Below are 16,025 nucleotides of genomic sequence, written 5' to 3' on the forward strand. Positions count from 1 at the left end.
TCGCCCATAGAATCACATCGGCTGAATATTCCGAACAGCATCGTCATGAGTTGTGTCCATGAATCAAAGGTCTTGTAATAGCGGTCAGACCGGTGCTTGCTCACAAGCATCTCAAATTTGTTCCTTGGAATAAAACCTAATAATTGTTTGAAGATTGGCTGACCGACTAATTTCTTTTCTGTATTTTTATCACTCATATTTTTAGTTTGTCGTAAAACCAAAATATGAAAAAAGGAGCTTGCCAGATATGGCAGCTCCTTAAATTATTTTTTGTCGGTCAGTAGTGATTTAAAAAAATACTTCACTTATATCTTCCATTTGATTTACAACTACTTTACGATTCAAATCTGTGGACAAGCTGTTGAAAAATAAATAAGAAAACAAAAACCTTATCTTAAAGCCAAAAACTTATTCCCACTTTCCACATGCTAATAAACAATAAAGAATATTTAATATTAATATTGTTTTTATTGATTGGAATGTGGACAAAGCGACGAAGAGGCCATTTAAAATTCTTTGTGTACTTTTGTTTCGTTGCATTGCTACAAGAGCAAGAAAGACAATAATGGAAAACTATACTGAACAACTAGATGCGAAAGGCTATATCGATGTAGCCATAGATCCTCGGCTCGATTTGGTCGATGAAATAAACAGGCTGAAGCGGGAAAAGAATGCCGTAATACTGGCCCACTACTACCAAGAGCCTGAAATACAGGATATAGCCGACTACATAGGCGATAGCTTGGGACTTTCACAGCAAGCGGCCAAGACTGATGCGGATGTTATCGTATTTGCCGGCGTACATTTTATGGCAGAAACGGCAAAGATACTCTCGCCAGGGAAAAAGGTGCTTCTGCCTGATCTGAAAGCTGGGTGTTCTTTGTCTGACAGTTGTCCACCGCATTTGTTTGCCAAATTTAAGGAACAATATCCTGACCATTTGGTCATTACCTACGTGAACTGTACAGCTGGGCTAAAAGCATTGAGTGATATTGTCTGTACGTCTTCCAATGCGGTTCAGATCGTGGAAAGTTTGCCCAAAGACCAGAAAATTATCTTTGGTCCCGATAAAAACTTAGGCGACTATGTGAAGCGCAAGACGGGAAGGGATCTGGTGTTGTGGAACGGTGCCTGCATGGTGCACGAGATATTTTCGCAGGACAAGATATATAGCTTGCGTAGGCAGTATCCAGCAGCCAAGTTCATTGCCCATCCGGAATGCGAAGAGCATATCCTGAAGGAGGCCGATTATATCGGGTCTACTACTGGATTGCTGAACTACAGTACAAAAAGCGATGCCGATACGTTCATTGTAGCCACGGAAAGCGGTATCATTCACCAAATGCAGAAGGCCAATCCGCGTAAAACTTTTATACCGGCACCTCCTAACAATGCCTGTGCCTGCAATGATTGCCCACATATGAAGCTGAATACCTTGGAGAAGCTGTACAACTGCATGAAGTATGAACTGCCAGAGGTGGATGTACCTTTGGATATCATAGATAGGGCCAGAAAGCCCATTGAGCGGATGCTGGAAATTTCAGAGCGACTAGGGCTGTAAGGTTTAAGGCCGAAAGGCCGCATAACTGACAACTCATAACTGACAACAAGGATATATGTTTGACAACAACGAAAAGACGAATCTGGAACAATTAGGCGAGTTTGGTCTAATAGAGCATCTTAGCAAGTCTATAGAACTGAAACTGAATAGCAGTAAAAAAGGAATTGGGGACGACGCTGCTGTTTTGGACTTTAAAGGGAAGCAAACGCTTATTTCTACGGATTTGTTGCTGGAAGCCATACATTTTGACCTACGCTATGTACCACTTAAGCATTTGGGATATAAGGCAGTACAGGTTAATTTGAGCGATATCTACGCTATGAACGGCATAGCCTCTCAGATCACTTTTAGCATTGGTCTGTCCAGTCGTTTTCCTCTAGAAGCGGTTGAGGAGATATACGCAGGCGCTTTGTTGGCATGCAAGAAATACGATGTTGATCTGGTTGGTGGTGATACTTCGTCTTCCAAGCAAGGATTGGTCATAAGTGTTACCAGTATAGGCTATGCCAATGAGGAAGATATCGTATATCGCAATGGGGCACAAGAGGGCGATCTGATATGTGTATCCGGTGACTTGGGAGGTGCTTATGTGGGCTTACAGCTCTTGGAAAGAGAGAAGCAGGTTTTCTTGGAAAATCCCAATATACAACCTGATCTGGAAGGGAAGGACTATATAGTGGAGAGACAACTGAAGCCAGAGGCCAGAAAGGACATTGTAGAACTATTTAAGCATTTGGGCATTAAGCCTACGGCTATGATTGACATTTCGGATGGTTTGGCTTCAGAAATATTACATATTTGCAAGCAATCGCAAAAGGGCTGCAAACTCTATGAGGAAAAGATACCCATAGATCCCATGACTTATGAAACTGCTCGCGAGTTTGGATTGGATCCTACTATCTGTGCATTGAGTGGGGGTGAGGATTATGAGTTGTTGTTCACCATAAAACAGACTGATTACGAAAAAGTTAAAGGAAATTTAGATATCAGCGTAATCGGCCATATCACTGGTGAATCAGAGGGGTATCAACTCATTTCAAAATCTGGAAATGTGCACGACATTACCGCACAGGGATGGAATGCATTTAGTAAGGGCGTATAGCTATACGACTTTACTAAATGTTCCACGTGAAATAATTGTTTATTCATTATCGTTATTGTCATCTTTATCTATTTCCAATAGGCTTTGATCTAGCTGCTTGCTGGCCTTTGCACCCAGCTGCTTTAGTTTTTCGACCTTGGATATTACGCTACCCCTGCCTGTTTCCAGTTTTTTGCGGGCATCCTCATGGATACGGGCTAGGATACCTATTTGCTTATCTACCTTATCCATGTCTTCCATGAAGCCGACGAATTTGTCATATAGCGCGCCCGCTTCGCGGGCTATTTCCAGTACATTTCGCGTTTGCCTTTCCTGTTTCCACATGCTGGCAATTGTACGTAAAGTGGCTAGCAAGGTAGACGGACTTACCATAACAACCCCTTTTTCCCAAGCTTCACTGAAAAGCTCGTTATTTTCACTAATTGCCATACTGAAAGCGGACTCTATGGGCATAAATAGCAAAACAAAATCTGGAGAATTTATTTGGTATAGATTGCTGTAATTTTTCTTGGATAATTCATTGATATGGTTACGTACAGAAACGATATGTTGCCTGATATATAGGGGGCGTTCGATTTCATCTTCGCAATTGACCCATTTTTCATATGCAATAAGCGAAACTTTAGAGTCTATGACAAGGTGCTTTTCATCTGGTAGGTCTATGATAACATCTGGCTGTTGCCTGTTACCAAGCTCATTGCTCATACTTACCTGTATGCGATATTCCCTATTTTTGGTTAGTCCTGAACGTTCGAGAACCCTTTCCAATATGATTTCGCCCCAATTTCCCTGTTTTTTGCTATCTCCCTTGAGGGCCTTTGCTAAGTTATTCGCTTCATCGCGAATAAGCTTGCTTTGTTCCATTAACTGAATAATGACACCTTTTAGGGCATTCCGCTCGGCAGCTTCGCTGCGATAGGTATGGTCTATTTTTTGTTCAAAGGCTTTGATATTCTCCTTTAATGGTTGCAGTATTTCGTGGATGTTTTTTTGATGGGTATTACCAAAGGTTTTGCTTTTTTCTTCTAGTACGCGATTAGCTATCAGTTCAAATTCCTTGTTGAACTGTACCTTCATATCCGCCATTTCCTGCTTTTGTTCGTTTAGTTTTTCTCGCTGCGATTCGAAATAGGCATTCATGCCCTCTAAGCTGCGTTCAGAAATACCAAGTTTTTCGCGTGTTTCTTTCAGTTCTTGGTGCAGCTTTTCATTTTCTTTCTCTAGCCAAGTATTTTTTTCTTCTGCCCTCGCTAATAGAAGACGCTGTTCTTCCACTTCCAGAGTACCTTCCTTAAAAGCCGACTCATTTGATTTTCTGAGGAAGAAATAGAGTACAATTAAAACAATTACAAGTAGGCCAATGATGTATATATTTTCCATTTGCTGCGATGATTCGATAGATATGGTTGATATTATTAATATGCTAAGATTGGATTTTTTTATGACTAATGAAAGAAATGAAAATGTGATATATTGTCATGATAAAGGAGGATAATATTACATTTTGTCATGTCCTTCAATTTATTCTAATCCTATTTTAATAAAAAACAGCTAATTTTAACAAAATTAGTGATTTTTGGACTTAGTGAGCCATATGGCTCACTAACGGTATGTAATTTGATTTCAATAAGAAAAAAGAAAAAATGGGAATGATATTATTTATAGGAATTGCGGTAGTAAGCTTTATTGTTCAATGGCGGTTTAAAAGCCGATTTGAACATTATTCGCAAGAACCGCTTTCCAGCGGGATGAGTGGGAAGGAAATAGCAGAGAAAATGTTGCACGACAATGGAATATTTGATGTACAGGTTATCTCTACGGAAGGGCAATTGACAGATCATTATAATCCAGCTGATAAGACCGTCAACCTCAGTGCGGGTGTTTATAGCGGACGGAGCATTGCTTCTGCTGCAGTAGCTGCACACGAATGTGGTCACGCCGTTCAACATGCTAGGGCATACAGTTGGTTGCAGTTTCGTTCGGCCGTGGTGCCTATTGTAAGCGTTGCTTCTAGGTTAACTTCTTGGGTGCTGATGATTGGTGTGATATTGTATTTTTCTCAAGGGATGCCCTTGTTACTGATGATAGGTGTCGGTGCTTTGGCCATTACGACCTTATTCAGCTTCATCACCCTTCCTGTGGAGTTTGATGCTTCTAATCGGGCCCTGGCTTGGCTAGACGCCAATAAAGGTGTGATCCATAGCAGGCAAGAGCACGATGGTGCAAAGAATGCGCTCTGGTGGGCAGCCATGACCTATGTGGTAGCTGCTTTGGCATCCTTGGCCACCCTGCTTTACTACGCTAGTATCCTCTTTGGTGGTAGAAGAGACTAGTTGTTTCTTTTAATATGTAAGAGAATTACAGCCCATCCGTTTGTAGCGGGTGGGCTTATTTATTTATGCGTCAAGATTATATTTGTGAAGTTTGGGGTGAAATCATAAATTTAACGGAATTAAACCACTGTGAAATGAAAGATATCCTAGTTAATTACATTGGATGGGTTGGCATGGCATCTTGCACCATTGCTTATGTATTGCTCAATGCAAAAATCATAAGATATAATGGCGTTTTATATCAAATGATGAACCTGATAGGAGGGGTTGGTTTAATGCTAAGTGCTTTTTTCGTACGCGATATTCCAAATGTAGCTGTAAATATCGTATGGTGTTTTATAGCCTTTTTTGGAATATTAAGATATTCTAGAAAAGCTATTCAAGTAAGAAAGTAGCAGCATCTTCTATACCCAATAGTTTGAAAGCTTCTTTCTTATAATTATTAAGTTTTGTTTCCGCTTCTATTTTGTCATCGATCATACTCAAATAATAATAAGCACCATCGATAAGTACATAGATTAAATCTGCCGTATCTATTGGATCCTCGATATGTATAATATGATCGTTTACACAACTATCTAAAAGGTTAGCGAGCTTTTTGCGAAGTGTATTTGATAGGTTTTTATACATGTTCTTTATCTTTTTATCCCTGAAAGTGAGCGAATAACAACTGTAAAACACACCGTCATCAAATAATCTATTCCATTTTTTTGAGAATATGCTATTTATTGTGGTTACCAAAGAATACTTTAAGGATTTACCATTGTTGACTTCTACTTTATAAATCAAAAGATATTTATCCAAAATGAAATCAACCAGGGCATAAACCAGTTCTTCCTTGGTTTTGAAATAATGCATAATGAGACTTGGGTTGATATCCATTACTTTAGCTATTTTAGCTATAGAGGTGTTTTCCAGACCTTCTTTTTTAGCTACCTGATAGAACATTTTCACAATTTCTTTCTGTCTAATGTCCTTAATGCTATTTCTTCCCATATTATTTTATAATGAAGCTAAAATAGTAAAATGTAAAACAACCTACATTCTACAAACTGAAAAATAGTGCTTAATATATACTTTATATTAAATGAACATTCAATTAATATAATAAAACGTTATTTGCCTTAACATATTATAATACAAAAATATATGAATTTAAATTACGCAAACGATTGCGTTGTTAAACTATTTTTTTAAAGAATTATATAATTAAAATTGTTTTATTCTATTGGCTAGAAACTTTAAAAAAGATCTCGCTTTTCCATATTTTTTATCTAAATGAACATATGAAATAAGCAAAAAATCGATAATAAATTGAATAAATATTCAGTTAATAAATTACCTAAATACTAAATCATGAATCAACAAACTAAAAGCCAAATGAAAAGATGGAAACAAGGCATGCTTTTCTTCCTGCTTGCCTTGACGATGTGCTATCCCGCATCGGTAAAATCTCAAGAAAAAAAAGTAGAAGGGATCATTTTGGGGGTGGACGATACGCCTTTATCTGGGGTGAGCGTATTAGTGAAAGGAACAAATAAAGGAGTACTGACCGATCAATACGGGCATTTCAACCTTATCGGAGTAGAAACTGGGGCTACCCTGATATTCAAGTTATTGGGGTTTAAAGGTAAAGAGGTGCTATTTGATGGGCAGGTCAGTATGAAGGTCATCCTTGAGGAAGATCTGGGTAACTTGGACGAGGTGATCGTAGTGGGATTTGGTACGCAAAAGAAAATCAATGTGACGGGTGCGATTGACCAAATATCGGGCAAGGAGCTGGAATCTCGGCCTGTTGCCAATATCATGCAGGGTTTACAAGGAGTTAGTCCAGGTCTTAATATTACGTATGGAAATGGAGCACCAGGAGGTATACCTAATTTGAATATACGAGGCACAACATCTATCAATGGCGGATCACCACTTATTGTTATTGATGGCATTCCAGTGTCGGACGCATGGGACATGATTAGGCTTAATCCGAGCGATATTGCGTCTTATACGGTACTGCGTGATGCTGCTTCGGCAGCTATTTACGGAGCAAGGGCTACCTACGGAGTCATATTGATAACAACAAAAACAGGGACTCTTGGAAAACAAAGCATTTCTTATAATACAAATATCGCATGGGGTAGACCCACCGAACTACCTCGCCCAGTTACCGATCCTTATATATTTTCGCGGGTATTAGAGACGGCAACAGACAACACGCCATGGGACTACGTTAATTTCAGTGATCAACATTATCAATGGGCAAAGGAACGGTCGGAAGACCCTTCGCTTCCAGACACGCGCTTGGATCCAAATGATCCTACCCGTTGGGCATATATGGGAAATAACGATTGGTATGACTATTTTTTTAGCCAAGCATCTTTTTCCCAGATACATAACCTCACTTTTTCTGGAGGGGCTCGTATTAATGAGATGCCCTTTTCCTATTATTTATCTACGGACTTTACAAGAGAAAATGGTCTGAATAAGCTTACAGAAGATTACTGGCAGCGCAAGGGGATGAGGGGACGCTTGTCTTTTTCGCCTATCAAGTGGCTAAAAGTGGATAACAACATGAATATATACCAAACAAAAAGGGCCACTCCGCAAGCAAGCTTGACAGATATTTATTACCTACAACCGATTGATGTGGTCAAGAACCCTGATGGTACCTGGGGAAATAACTCAGCAGGAAGACTTGCCGCTAGACTAGTAGATGGTGGTGAATACGGGGAGGATATGTTTGGTTTTCAAAATATAGCCAATGCGGTGGCTACCCTTCTAAATGGGGATCTTATCATTACGGGCGATGCCAGCTTTAAGCGCGAGTACTGGCGTTATTCGCAAAACTCTAAGAAATATGAAATTGGTTATGGACCAGATGATATACGCGAGGAAGGTGGAAATGGATTTGTGAGTGATAGACGAGGGGAGATAGAAAACGATGTTTTTAACCTCTATGGAAATTACAACAAACGTTTTGGTAAGCATGCCTTCGGTCTTACGGCGGGATACAATCAGGAAAGCTATATTTGGTCTACCACATCGGCCTATAGAGACCAGTTGATATCTTCCTCTTTGCCTTACCTGAACCTAACTACGGGAGAAGCACAGGTTGGGGCACAATATAGCTCGTACGCTACACGAAGTATTTTCGGAAGACTTAATTACACACTCAACGAGCGGTATATATTGGAAACTACTGGACGATATGATGGTTCCTCTCGTTTTCCCTCTACAAATCGTTGGGGTTTCTTTCCCTCCATATCTGGTGCATGGATAGCGAGCAACGAAGGCTTTTTTGAACGTCTTCAGCCAGCATTGTCCACATTAAAATTCAGGGCATCTTACGGTAGTTTGGGCAACCAAAATGTGGGAGACTTTTCCTATATCCAAACCATGGGTACGGGATTATCAAGTTATATAATAGATGGATCGCAACGCCAAATAATAACAGGTGCTCCACCATTGACCATCGATCCCAACAATTATACGTGGGAGAAAGCAGCCACCTTAAATTTTGGTACAGACATAGGTCTGTTTAAGGATAAGTTCTTTTTTGGATTCGACTATTATATTCGCGAAACAACGGGCATGTTAACGGCAGGAGAAGAATTGCCAGCTGTACTTGGAACGGGAGTTCCAAGCCAAAACTCTGCCGATCTTAGAACCAAAGGATGGGAACTTTCTTTTACGTATCAAGACCGCTATACGCTGGCATCCAAGCCGCTTGGCTTTGAAGCTAAAATCGTTCTTTCTGACTCTAGGGCACATATTACCAAATTCAAAAATGATCAACGACTGCTTTCCTCCTATTTTGAGGGCTATGAATTTGGAACGCTTTATGGATTGATAGGCGACGGTTTTTTTGCTTCTCAAGCCGAGATTGATGCTTTAGATCAATCTGCTATCGTACCATGGGGAGCCTTGTCTATAGTTCCTGGCTGGCCTAAGTTTCAGGATTTGGACGGCAACGGAGCCATTGAGCTCGGTGCTAGTGAAAATGACATGAAAGATCTTACCGTTATTGGCAATACATCCGACCGCTACAGAATAGGCATTAACCTAAAGGGAGACTGGAACGGTATCGATGCATCCATTTTTCTGCAAGGTGTACTAAAGAGAGATTTTTATCCGAGACACTACCTGTTCTGGGGTCCCTATCAACAGCCTTATGCCAATATATATCCATGGCATTTAGATTATTATCGGGCCACGGGTGATAGCCCCGAGCAAAGGGAAAAGCATTCGGCAGCTTATATAGCTGCGGGCCTAGCTGATGCAAACCTTGATCCTACATATCCTGTCTTGCAGTCTTGGTTGGCTGATGCCAATTATGGAAGTGGGCTAGATATACCAAATACGCAATATCTGCTAAATGGGGCTTATTTAAGAATAAAGAATGTTACATTGGGATACACGTTTCCCAATAATCTCACCAAGCGACTTCGGATAAGTAGACTTCGTTTTTTCCTTACGGGAGAGAATATATTCGAGTTTTCTAGCATTAAGAAATACGTAGATCCAGAGACTATAAATAGTGGTAGCAGCGCGTGGGCTTATCCATTCCAGCGTAAATATGCCGCAGGGCTGAACTTTGAATTTTAGATATCAGGATATATTGCTACAAATATTAAAAAAAGCATCATGAAAAATTTACTATATATATGTATGAGTTCCTTATTCCTGTTATGTGCATGCAATAAGGATTTCTTAGATCGTTACCCGCAGACATCCATCTCACCAGATGTTTTCTTCAATACAGAGGAAGATTTGTCACTATATATCAACGGGCTGCTTTCTCTGGCTAGCCGGAGCAGCTACTTGAATGACCAGAGTACCGACAACGCGGCTACGACTGCTGCTGTAGAGGTAAAAAATATCATGACGGGCACTCCATCGTCCCAAACTATTACGAGCGGTTGGAGTTGGAGCCGTCTTAGAAATATCAATTACTTCTTGGAAAATTACCAGAAGGCAAGTGTAACCGAAGAAGTCAAAAATCATTACGCCGGATTGGCGAGGTATTATCGGGCCATATTCTACCATGATATGGTAAAGAGATATTCCGATGTTCCGTGGTATTCCTCCACGCTTAATCCAGACGATGAAGATTTGTACAAAGCACGCGATCCTAGGGCTATGGTCATGGATAGCGTTATGGCAGATTTGGCATTTGCCGTGGCCAACGTGAGGGAGAGTGTACCTACGGGAACACCTGGCAAATGGGCCGTAGAGCTAATGGAAGCTAAAATAGCACTTTATGAGGGGTCTTATCGGAAGTATCATGAAGAACTGAATCTTCAAAATACAGCAGAAGGGTTCTTTCAAAAAGCTGTTTCAGCTGCTGAGAACATTATCGCATCAGGCAATTTTGCCATCTATAGCACAGGTAATCCAGATAACGACTATGCAAGCTTGTTTGAGAGCCAGGATTTGCTTGGCAATAGGGAAGTGATACTGGTTAATATCTTCGACCAAAACAGAAATAGAAGCCAGAATGTAAACAGCACGGTTTTTGGAGACTATGAGCAATCGCCTGCACGCGACCTTGTACAGAGCTATTTAATGGCAGATGGTTCTCGTTTTACCGATAAGATTGGCTATCAGGAATATGGGTTTGTAGAGGAATTTAAGGATAGAGACCCTAGATTGGCACAGACTCTTGTCTATCCGGGATGGATAAGGGAACCCAATAGTACACCTTATATTTTACAATTGAACAAAAACTTTACAGGCTACCACCAACTGAAGGGTTATGTGAACAGTACGGATCAGGTGGTCATAAATGGAGTAGACTTTCCGGTTCACCGATTTGCAGAAGTGTTATTGATATTGGCCGAAGCAAAAGCGGAACTTGGAACATTGACCCAAGGAGACTTGGACAGAACCGTCAATCTTTTAAGGCAAAGGGCAGGTATGCCTGCTTTGGACCTAGCCTGGGCGAATGCTAATCCAGACAGTTTTCAGGCCCTAAAGTTTCCTAATTTAGTAGGGTCAAACCAGGGTATTTTACTTGAAATAAGAAGAGAAAGAAGGGTGGAGTTTGCGTTCGAAAACTTGCGCTATGATGATTTGATGAGGTGGCGTGCTGGTAAATTGTTGGAATCAATACCAACGGGTATGTATTTCTCGGGACTTGGTAATTTTGACTTGACTGGCGATGGTATTCCGGACATCAAGCTAATTGCAGAGGGACAAACAATACCAACAAATAGGGAAACAAATGAATTGGGAATACCCTTGGTATATTATACCGTGGGTGATTTTGGAGGAGACGCTGGTGTCTATTTGAGCAATGGCAGTACAGGCGGAGTCATGGTGACGGATGTAAGGGCGAGGAATTTTATCGAACCCAAGTATTATTATAGGCCTGTTCCGTACACCCAAACGGTAATGAATCCCAACCTTACGCAGATATTCGATTGGAATTGATATGAAAAGAAGAGCTTGGATAAGAAAGTCAGGTATGTTGATCGGTGCTACCATGGCAGCACCGATCAACACTAGTATCGCGATAGAAAAACCAGTACTTACTGTGGCGCATATTACGGATGTGCATATTCGTGATGTTGAAAACATTCCCGCACGCTTTAAACTATGCTTAAAAGAAGTGTTGAAACATAAGGTTGATTTTTTTCTCAATGGCGGAGATGCAATACATGCCGCAGATTATGAACACGTCACTAGGGAAGATATGTTGTCTCAATGGGCCGTTTGGGATAAATGCATGGAAATCATAAAGGGCTATGAAGTTTATAGTTGTTTGGGTAACCACGATATGTGGTGGGCGGCTCCTTCAAAGGAAGATGCAATGTACGGGAAAAATTATGCTGTAAAGAGACTTAAAATTCCGGGTAGATATCATTCCTTTTCCAAGGGAGCGTGGCACTTTATAGTATTGGACAGTAATAACCAAGGTGTATCTTTGGATGAAGAGCAATTTGTTTGGTTGCAAGAAGAGCTGGAGTCCTTACCAAAGAACAAGCCTGTATTGATTATGTCGCATTACCCGATACTTGGAATTACTCCATTGCTGGTGGGTGGCGGCCATGCCGATGGAAAACGTCTCAAAGATTTGTTTTATACACATAGCGATAAGGTGAAGATATGCTTGAGTGGGCATCAACATCTATTGGATCAATGCACTTACAATGATGTCCAATATTGTTGCAATGGAGCCATGAGCGGTTTTTGGTGGGGAGAAGGAGATGAGGAATCAAGGGGTAAGGGTTATTATCAGGAAACATCTCCAGGATATGCTATATTGAAACTTTACAAAGATGGAAAAGTGGAGAATCAATATTTTTCGCATTTGTTTTAATTAGAGTTATGAAATTTCTATTAATGATGCTTTTCATGATTCTGGTAAGTCCAACAGTATTTTTTGCTCAAGATAAAGATATTCTGTTTCAGGAATCTTTTGAGCAAGGGATAAGTCAAGGGATAAAGGGTAGTGCCTTTGATTTGGGCAAGACGTCAAATGCACGAAAGCCCATGCTGAAACAGCTTGTTGATAAAGATGTACATCAAACATTTAGCATAGAGTTTTGGGTCAATGCAGAAGACGATTGGGAGCAGTATGAGCTTTTGGCATTGGAAGACACGGCTATAGATTCAATTAAGAGTAGTATGATATTTGGCAAGCAGCCAAACGGAGCATGGTATTGGGAATATCGAAATAGCCAAGTACAGTATAGTTATCGACCCACAAGGACCAGACAATCCATCTTTCATAAATGGAACCTGATAGGAATATCCTATTTGGCCGAAAAGCAAGAAGTATGGTTGTATTACAATGGAAAGAATGTGGCCATTTATCATATTCCTGGAGCCAATATGTTATTTGGGAACAAAGTAACCATACGCATCGGCGGTAAAATAAAGGGCGATATGGATGAATGGGAAGCGTTCAATGGAATGTTGGACGAAATGGTGATACGATCTTCCTATTATTCGCCAAATCAGATGGCAGAAATCTATAGTCATTATTACCCATCGGTTGGCAACAATACAACAAATGTAAAGTCATTGGATACATTGAAGGTGATGACTTTCAATATATGGGATGGAGGGAAGGAAACAGGGAAATATATAGGGCCTCAAAGAGTGGTAGATTTGATAAAGAGTCAAGGTGCGGATATAGTCGCCATGCAGGAAACCTACGGTTCTGGAGAGCAGATCGCCGATGCGCTGGGCTATTACTTTTACCTCAGGAGTAACAATCTTTCCATTATGAGCAGATACCCTATCGAAGCAACGCTGAAGGCTTACAAACCATTTTATAGTGCCGCGGCCCAGATTAATGTCAACGGGAATACGGTTTTCATTGCGAGTAATTGGCTAAACTATCCCATAGATTACTGGGATATGATTGAGAAAGGTAAACCAATAGACACGAAGCAATGGATGGAGTTACAAAAAAACAAAAATGCGGAAATACTGAAGGAGATATTGGAAGTGTTATCTCCGCAAGTAAGTAAAGATGTTCCGTTTATTTTTTGCGGAGATTTCAACAGCGGCTCTCATTTGGATTGGATAGACAAAACCCGTCATTTGAACGGGGGCTATGTCATGGCTTTCCCTACTACCAGGGTGATGGAAGCTGAAGGTTTTACTGATTCTTTTCGTGAAAGGCATCCCGATCCCCTGAAAGAGCGGGGAATCACATGGACTCCAGCCAATCCAGCAGCTTTTCAGGATAGAATAGACTACATATTCTACAAAGGAAAAAATATAAAGGCCCTTGCTTCAGAAGTTGTCAATAAGTGTCATATAAAGTATCCATCAGATCATGGGGCAGTGGTAACAACATTTAAAATAAGTAACTAGTATAAATCATTCATTATGGAGATAAATGCTAATAAACGGACATTATGTATGGCTTTTTTCTTGATGTTTAGCGCCCTTGTTTCGGTAGGACAGGAAAAGATAAGAGTAATGACCTTCAACCTTTGGCATGGAGGAGATGGCATAAAATGGCCCAAGGATACTACTGTCAAATATCAGCTGGAAGCCATTAGAAAATCTAAAGCTGATATAGTGGGATTTGAGGAACAAACGTCCAATCATTCCGATAATCAATCTCGGGCTAAACTTCTGGCCGACAGCTTGGGATGGCATTATTTTATTATTGATGGAAGCAGGGCGATTATCGCTCGCTATGCCATGCAAGCTATAGATAATAAGGAACAGAAGGCTCAGGCTGCTCTAGTCAATCTAGACCAAGATAGACAACTAGTATTCGGTGTAATGCACCTTATGTATACTCCTTATGAACCTTATGATATCGCAGATGGTAAATTGAAAACAAAAGAGGAAGCGGAGGCTTCGGCGAGAAAAAGTAGATTGCATCAGGTGCAATCCATGACGGACGATATTGCTGCTTATTTGCAAAATGGGCTACCTATCGTTTTAGTGGGTGACTTCAATGAACCCAGCTGCTTAGATTGGACAGCAAAAGCTATAAAGCAGAGAAATAATTCTGAACTAGGCTTTATGGTTGATTGGCCAGCCAGCCGCTATCTGATAGAGCGTGGCTTTAGGGACGCCTATAGAACGTTTTACCCCAATGTGAAAAGAAAGCCAGGATATACTTGGACCTCTGTAGAGGGACTTTGGCGTGATCCTGAAATACATGATCGGATAGATCTTGTATTTGTGAGTAAAGGAATTAAGGTAACGAATGCACAAGTAATAGGCGAAGAATCAGCTCTGTCAGACATGGTAATACCAAAGTGGCCATCTGATCATAGAGCGGTGGTAGTAGAGTTATTATTGAAGTGAAAACTTAGTAACTTTGTATGAAATAAGGTAAAACCAGATTTGAATAAGTAACGACGGATCTTATCATCTTTATTTTTAGAATGGTGAGCAAGCGATTTTAGATAAAGTTTGAACTGTTTGAAAAAAAGAGCAAAAAATTCACGGAACAGATTGGTTGTATAAAAATCAGTCAATCGATTGCGTAGTCATTTGCATTGCATTTCCTATCAAATAAGTTTAATATTGGTTTGTTTTAGCCATAACAAATAATCAAATCATGGAAAAGCCAAACCAACGCAGGAAATTTTTGGGTCAGCTGACTGCCGTATCGGCTTTGTCAGCTCTAGGTGCATCGGGCTTGCCGGCCAAACCGCTGGAAGTACGAGAGGAAGGAGAACATTATTTCCTGTCACCTCCATACCTACAAGCAATGACGCCTATCAGCGTGGATATCGTTTTCACTACTTCCAATAAATCCTACAGCTGGGTGGAATATGGAATAAGTGAATTAAACGAAAAGGCCCAAGAAGAGGAGGACGGTTTGGTGGAAGCCTTTCAGCGTATCAATAGCATACGATTAAAAGATCTAAAGCCAGGGACGACCTATCGATACCGCGTAATATCCAAGGAGATTACCCTTTTCAAACCCTATGAACTGGTGTATGGAAAGGAAATAGGCAGTGAAGTGTATAGCTTTACGACACCTATAGCCGAAAGTGAGCGCGTTTCTTGTCTTATTTTGAACGATATTCACGACAGGCCACATTCGTTTCATGACCTATTGTCGTTGCCTGACATAAAACCATACGATTTCGTGTTTCTCAACGGCGATATGTTCGATTATCAGGAAAATGAACAGCAGATCTTTGACCATTTAGTCTTGCCTATTACGGCCCTTTTTGCCAGTGAAAAACCTTTTATCATGAGCAGGGGAAACCATGAAACAAGGGGGAAGTTTAGGAGAGAGTTCAAGGATTATTTTTCCTATCCTACGGATAAATATTCACTACCAAACGGATAAACTTAAAAACAGGCAATAAACTCACTTAACTTACTGATTATCAGTAAATATTTTCATTAGATAAAAAAGCCNCCCCCCCCTGTTTTTTAGAACAGTTCTACCTGTATACAAGGTGGTTTATTTCGTTTTTTCTGTTTGCTGTAAGTTCTCCTGCTGTTCTGCACCATCCAATATATCTCAAGATTACTGATTAAATGGATTCTTATCAGTGCAGCAATGGTGGAAAACGCCTTTTTGCTCTGGGATTTTACC

The 16,025-nt window shown here is 40.5% G+C and carries 13 protein-coding genes; 10 read left to right on the forward strand and 3 right to left on the reverse strand.

Annotation, left to right across the window (positions count from 1 at the left end; genetic code table 11):
- Positions 1-197: DUF4372 domain-containing protein (locus tag A37S_RS25595; RefSeq protein WP_036602274.1), on the reverse strand; the 197-nt coding region annotated here is incomplete at its 3' end.
- Between the two features lie 368 nt (positions 198-565).
- Here A37S_RS25595 and nadA point away from each other — a divergent pair.
- Together nadA and thiL are read left to right on the forward strand one after the other, a co-directional pair.
- On the forward strand, positions 566-1,561 hold the full coding sequence (nadA, locus tag A37S_RS0120975) for a quinolinate synthase NadA (protein WP_028298671.1): 996 nt from the start codon (positions 566-568) through the stop codon (positions 1,559-1,561).
- A 55-nt stretch (positions 1,562-1,616) separates the two neighbouring features.
- Positions 1,617-2,663, forward strand: a complete 1,047-nt coding sequence (gene thiL, locus A37S_RS0120980) for a thiamine-phosphate kinase (protein ID WP_028298672.1) — start codon at positions 1,617-1,619, stop codon at positions 2,661-2,663.
- Positions 2,664-2,702: 39 nt separating this feature from the next.
- On the opposite strand, the gene A37S_RS0120985 is transcribed toward thiL, so the two are convergent.
- Positions 2,703-4,043, reverse strand: a complete 1,341-nt coding sequence (locus A37S_RS0120985) for a DNA recombination protein RmuC (RefSeq protein ID WP_028298673.1) — start codon at positions 4,041-4,043, stop codon at positions 2,703-2,705.
- Positions 4,044-4,306: 263 nt separating this feature from the next.
- On the opposite strand from A37S_RS0120985, the gene A37S_RS0120990 reads away from it, so the two are divergent.
- Positions 4,307-4,996 carry a zinc metallopeptidase gene (locus tag A37S_RS0120990; protein WP_028298674.1) on the forward strand — a complete coding sequence of 230 codons (690 nt, stop codon included), beginning with the start codon at positions 4,307-4,309 and terminating at the stop codon, positions 4,994-4,996.
- Positions 4,997-5,130: 134 nt separating this feature from the next.
- Complete coding sequence (locus A37S_RS0120995; protein ID WP_036603627.1) at positions 5,131-5,391, forward strand: CBU_0592 family membrane protein; 261 nt, start codon at positions 5,131-5,133, stop codon at positions 5,389-5,391.
- On the opposite strand, the gene A37S_RS0121000 is transcribed toward A37S_RS0120995, so the two are convergent.
- Positions 5,372-5,992 (reverse strand): TetR family transcriptional regulator, encoded by a 621-nt coding sequence (locus tag A37S_RS0121000; protein WP_028298676.1) that lies wholly within the window; start codon positions 5,990-5,992, stop codon positions 5,372-5,374. The two genes, A37S_RS0120995 and A37S_RS0121000, sit on opposite strands and share 20 nt — an antisense overlap.
- 360 nt (positions 5,993-6,352) lie before the next feature.
- Here A37S_RS0121000 and A37S_RS0121005 point away from each other — a divergent pair, with 360 nt between their 5' ends.
- The 6 genes from A37S_RS0121005 to A37S_RS25610 all read left to right on the forward strand — a co-directional run bounded on the left by A37S_RS0121005 (position 6,353) and on the right by A37S_RS25610 (position 15,773).
- Complete coding sequence (locus A37S_RS0121005) at positions 6,353-9,595, forward strand: SusC/RagA family TonB-linked outer membrane protein (protein WP_245586440.1); 3,243 nt, start codon at positions 6,353-6,355, stop codon at positions 9,593-9,595.
- A gap of 39 nt (positions 9,596-9,634) precedes the next feature.
- Positions 9,635-11,422 (forward strand): RagB/SusD family nutrient uptake outer membrane protein, encoded by a 1,788-nt coding sequence (locus tag A37S_RS0121010; protein ID WP_036603625.1) that lies wholly within the window; start codon positions 9,635-9,637, stop codon positions 11,420-11,422.
- 1 nt (position 11,423) lies between these two features.
- The gene (locus A37S_RS0121015; RefSeq protein ID WP_028298679.1) at positions 11,424-12,311 is read left to right on the forward strand and encodes a metallophosphoesterase family protein; all 888 of its coding nucleotides are present in this window, start codon (positions 11,424-11,426) and stop codon (positions 12,309-12,311) included.
- Positions 12,312-12,319: 8 nt separating this feature from the next.
- On the forward strand, positions 12,320-13,819 hold the full coding sequence (locus tag A37S_RS25600) for an endonuclease/exonuclease/phosphatase family protein (RefSeq protein ID WP_084164000.1): 1,500 nt from the start codon (positions 12,320-12,322) through the stop codon (positions 13,817-13,819).
- Positions 13,820-13,834: 15 nt separating this feature from the next.
- Positions 13,835-14,773 carry an endonuclease/exonuclease/phosphatase family protein gene (locus tag A37S_RS26460; protein ID WP_084164001.1) on the forward strand — a complete coding sequence of 313 codons (939 nt, stop codon included), beginning with the start codon at positions 13,835-13,837 and terminating at the stop codon, positions 14,771-14,773.
- A 256-nt stretch (positions 14,774-15,029) separates the two neighbouring features.
- Entirely contained in the window at positions 15,030-15,773 is a 744-nt protein-coding gene (locus A37S_RS25610) for an FN3 domain-containing metallophosphoesterase family protein (RefSeq protein WP_051293368.1), read from the forward strand.
- The last annotated feature ends 252 nt before the right edge of the window (positions 15,774-16,025 follow it).

This window comes from Olivibacter sitiensis DSM 17696, from assembly GCF_000427965.1.
Lineage (GTDB): Bacteria > Bacteroidota > Bacteroidia > Sphingobacteriales > Sphingobacteriaceae > Olivibacter > Olivibacter sitiensis.

Coding starts and splice junctions, on each gene's coding strand:
- nadA (WP_028298671.1), top strand. CDS start 566: ATGGAAAACTATACTGAACAACTAGATGCGAAAGGCTATATCGATGTA.
- thiL (WP_028298672.1), top strand. CDS start 1,617: ATGTTTGACAACAACGAAAAGACGAATCTGGAACAATTAGGCGAGTTT.
- A37S_RS0120985 (WP_028298673.1), bottom strand. CDS start 4,043: ATGGAAAATATATACATCATTGGCCTACTTGTAATTGTTTTAATTGTA.
- A37S_RS0120990 (WP_028298674.1), top strand. CDS start 4,307: ATGGGAATGATATTATTTATAGGAATTGCGGTAGTAAGCTTTATTGTT.
- A37S_RS0120995 (WP_036603627.1), top strand. CDS start 5,131: ATGAAAGATATCCTAGTTAATTACATTGGATGGGTTGGCATGGCATCT.
- A37S_RS0121000 (WP_028298676.1), bottom strand. CDS start 5,992: ATGGGAAGAAATAGCATTAAGGACATTAGACAGAAAGAAATTGTGAAA.
- A37S_RS0121005 (WP_245586440.1), top strand. CDS start 6,353: ATGAATCAACAAACTAAAAGCCAAATGAAAAGATGGAAACAAGGCATG.
- A37S_RS0121010 (WP_036603625.1), top strand. CDS start 9,635: ATGAAAAATTTACTATATATATGTATGAGTTCCTTATTCCTGTTATGT.
- A37S_RS0121015 (WP_028298679.1), top strand. CDS start 11,424: ATGAAAAGAAGAGCTTGGATAAGAAAGTCAGGTATGTTGATCGGTGCT.
- A37S_RS25600 (WP_084164000.1), top strand. CDS start 12,320: ATGAAATTTCTATTAATGATGCTTTTCATGATTCTGGTAAGTCCAACA.
- A37S_RS26460 (WP_084164001.1), top strand. CDS start 13,835: ATGGAGATAAATGCTAATAAACGGACATTATGTATGGCTTTTTTCTTG.
- A37S_RS25610 (WP_051293368.1), top strand. CDS start 15,030: ATGGAAAAGCCAAACCAACGCAGGAAATTTTTGGGTCAGCTGACTGCC.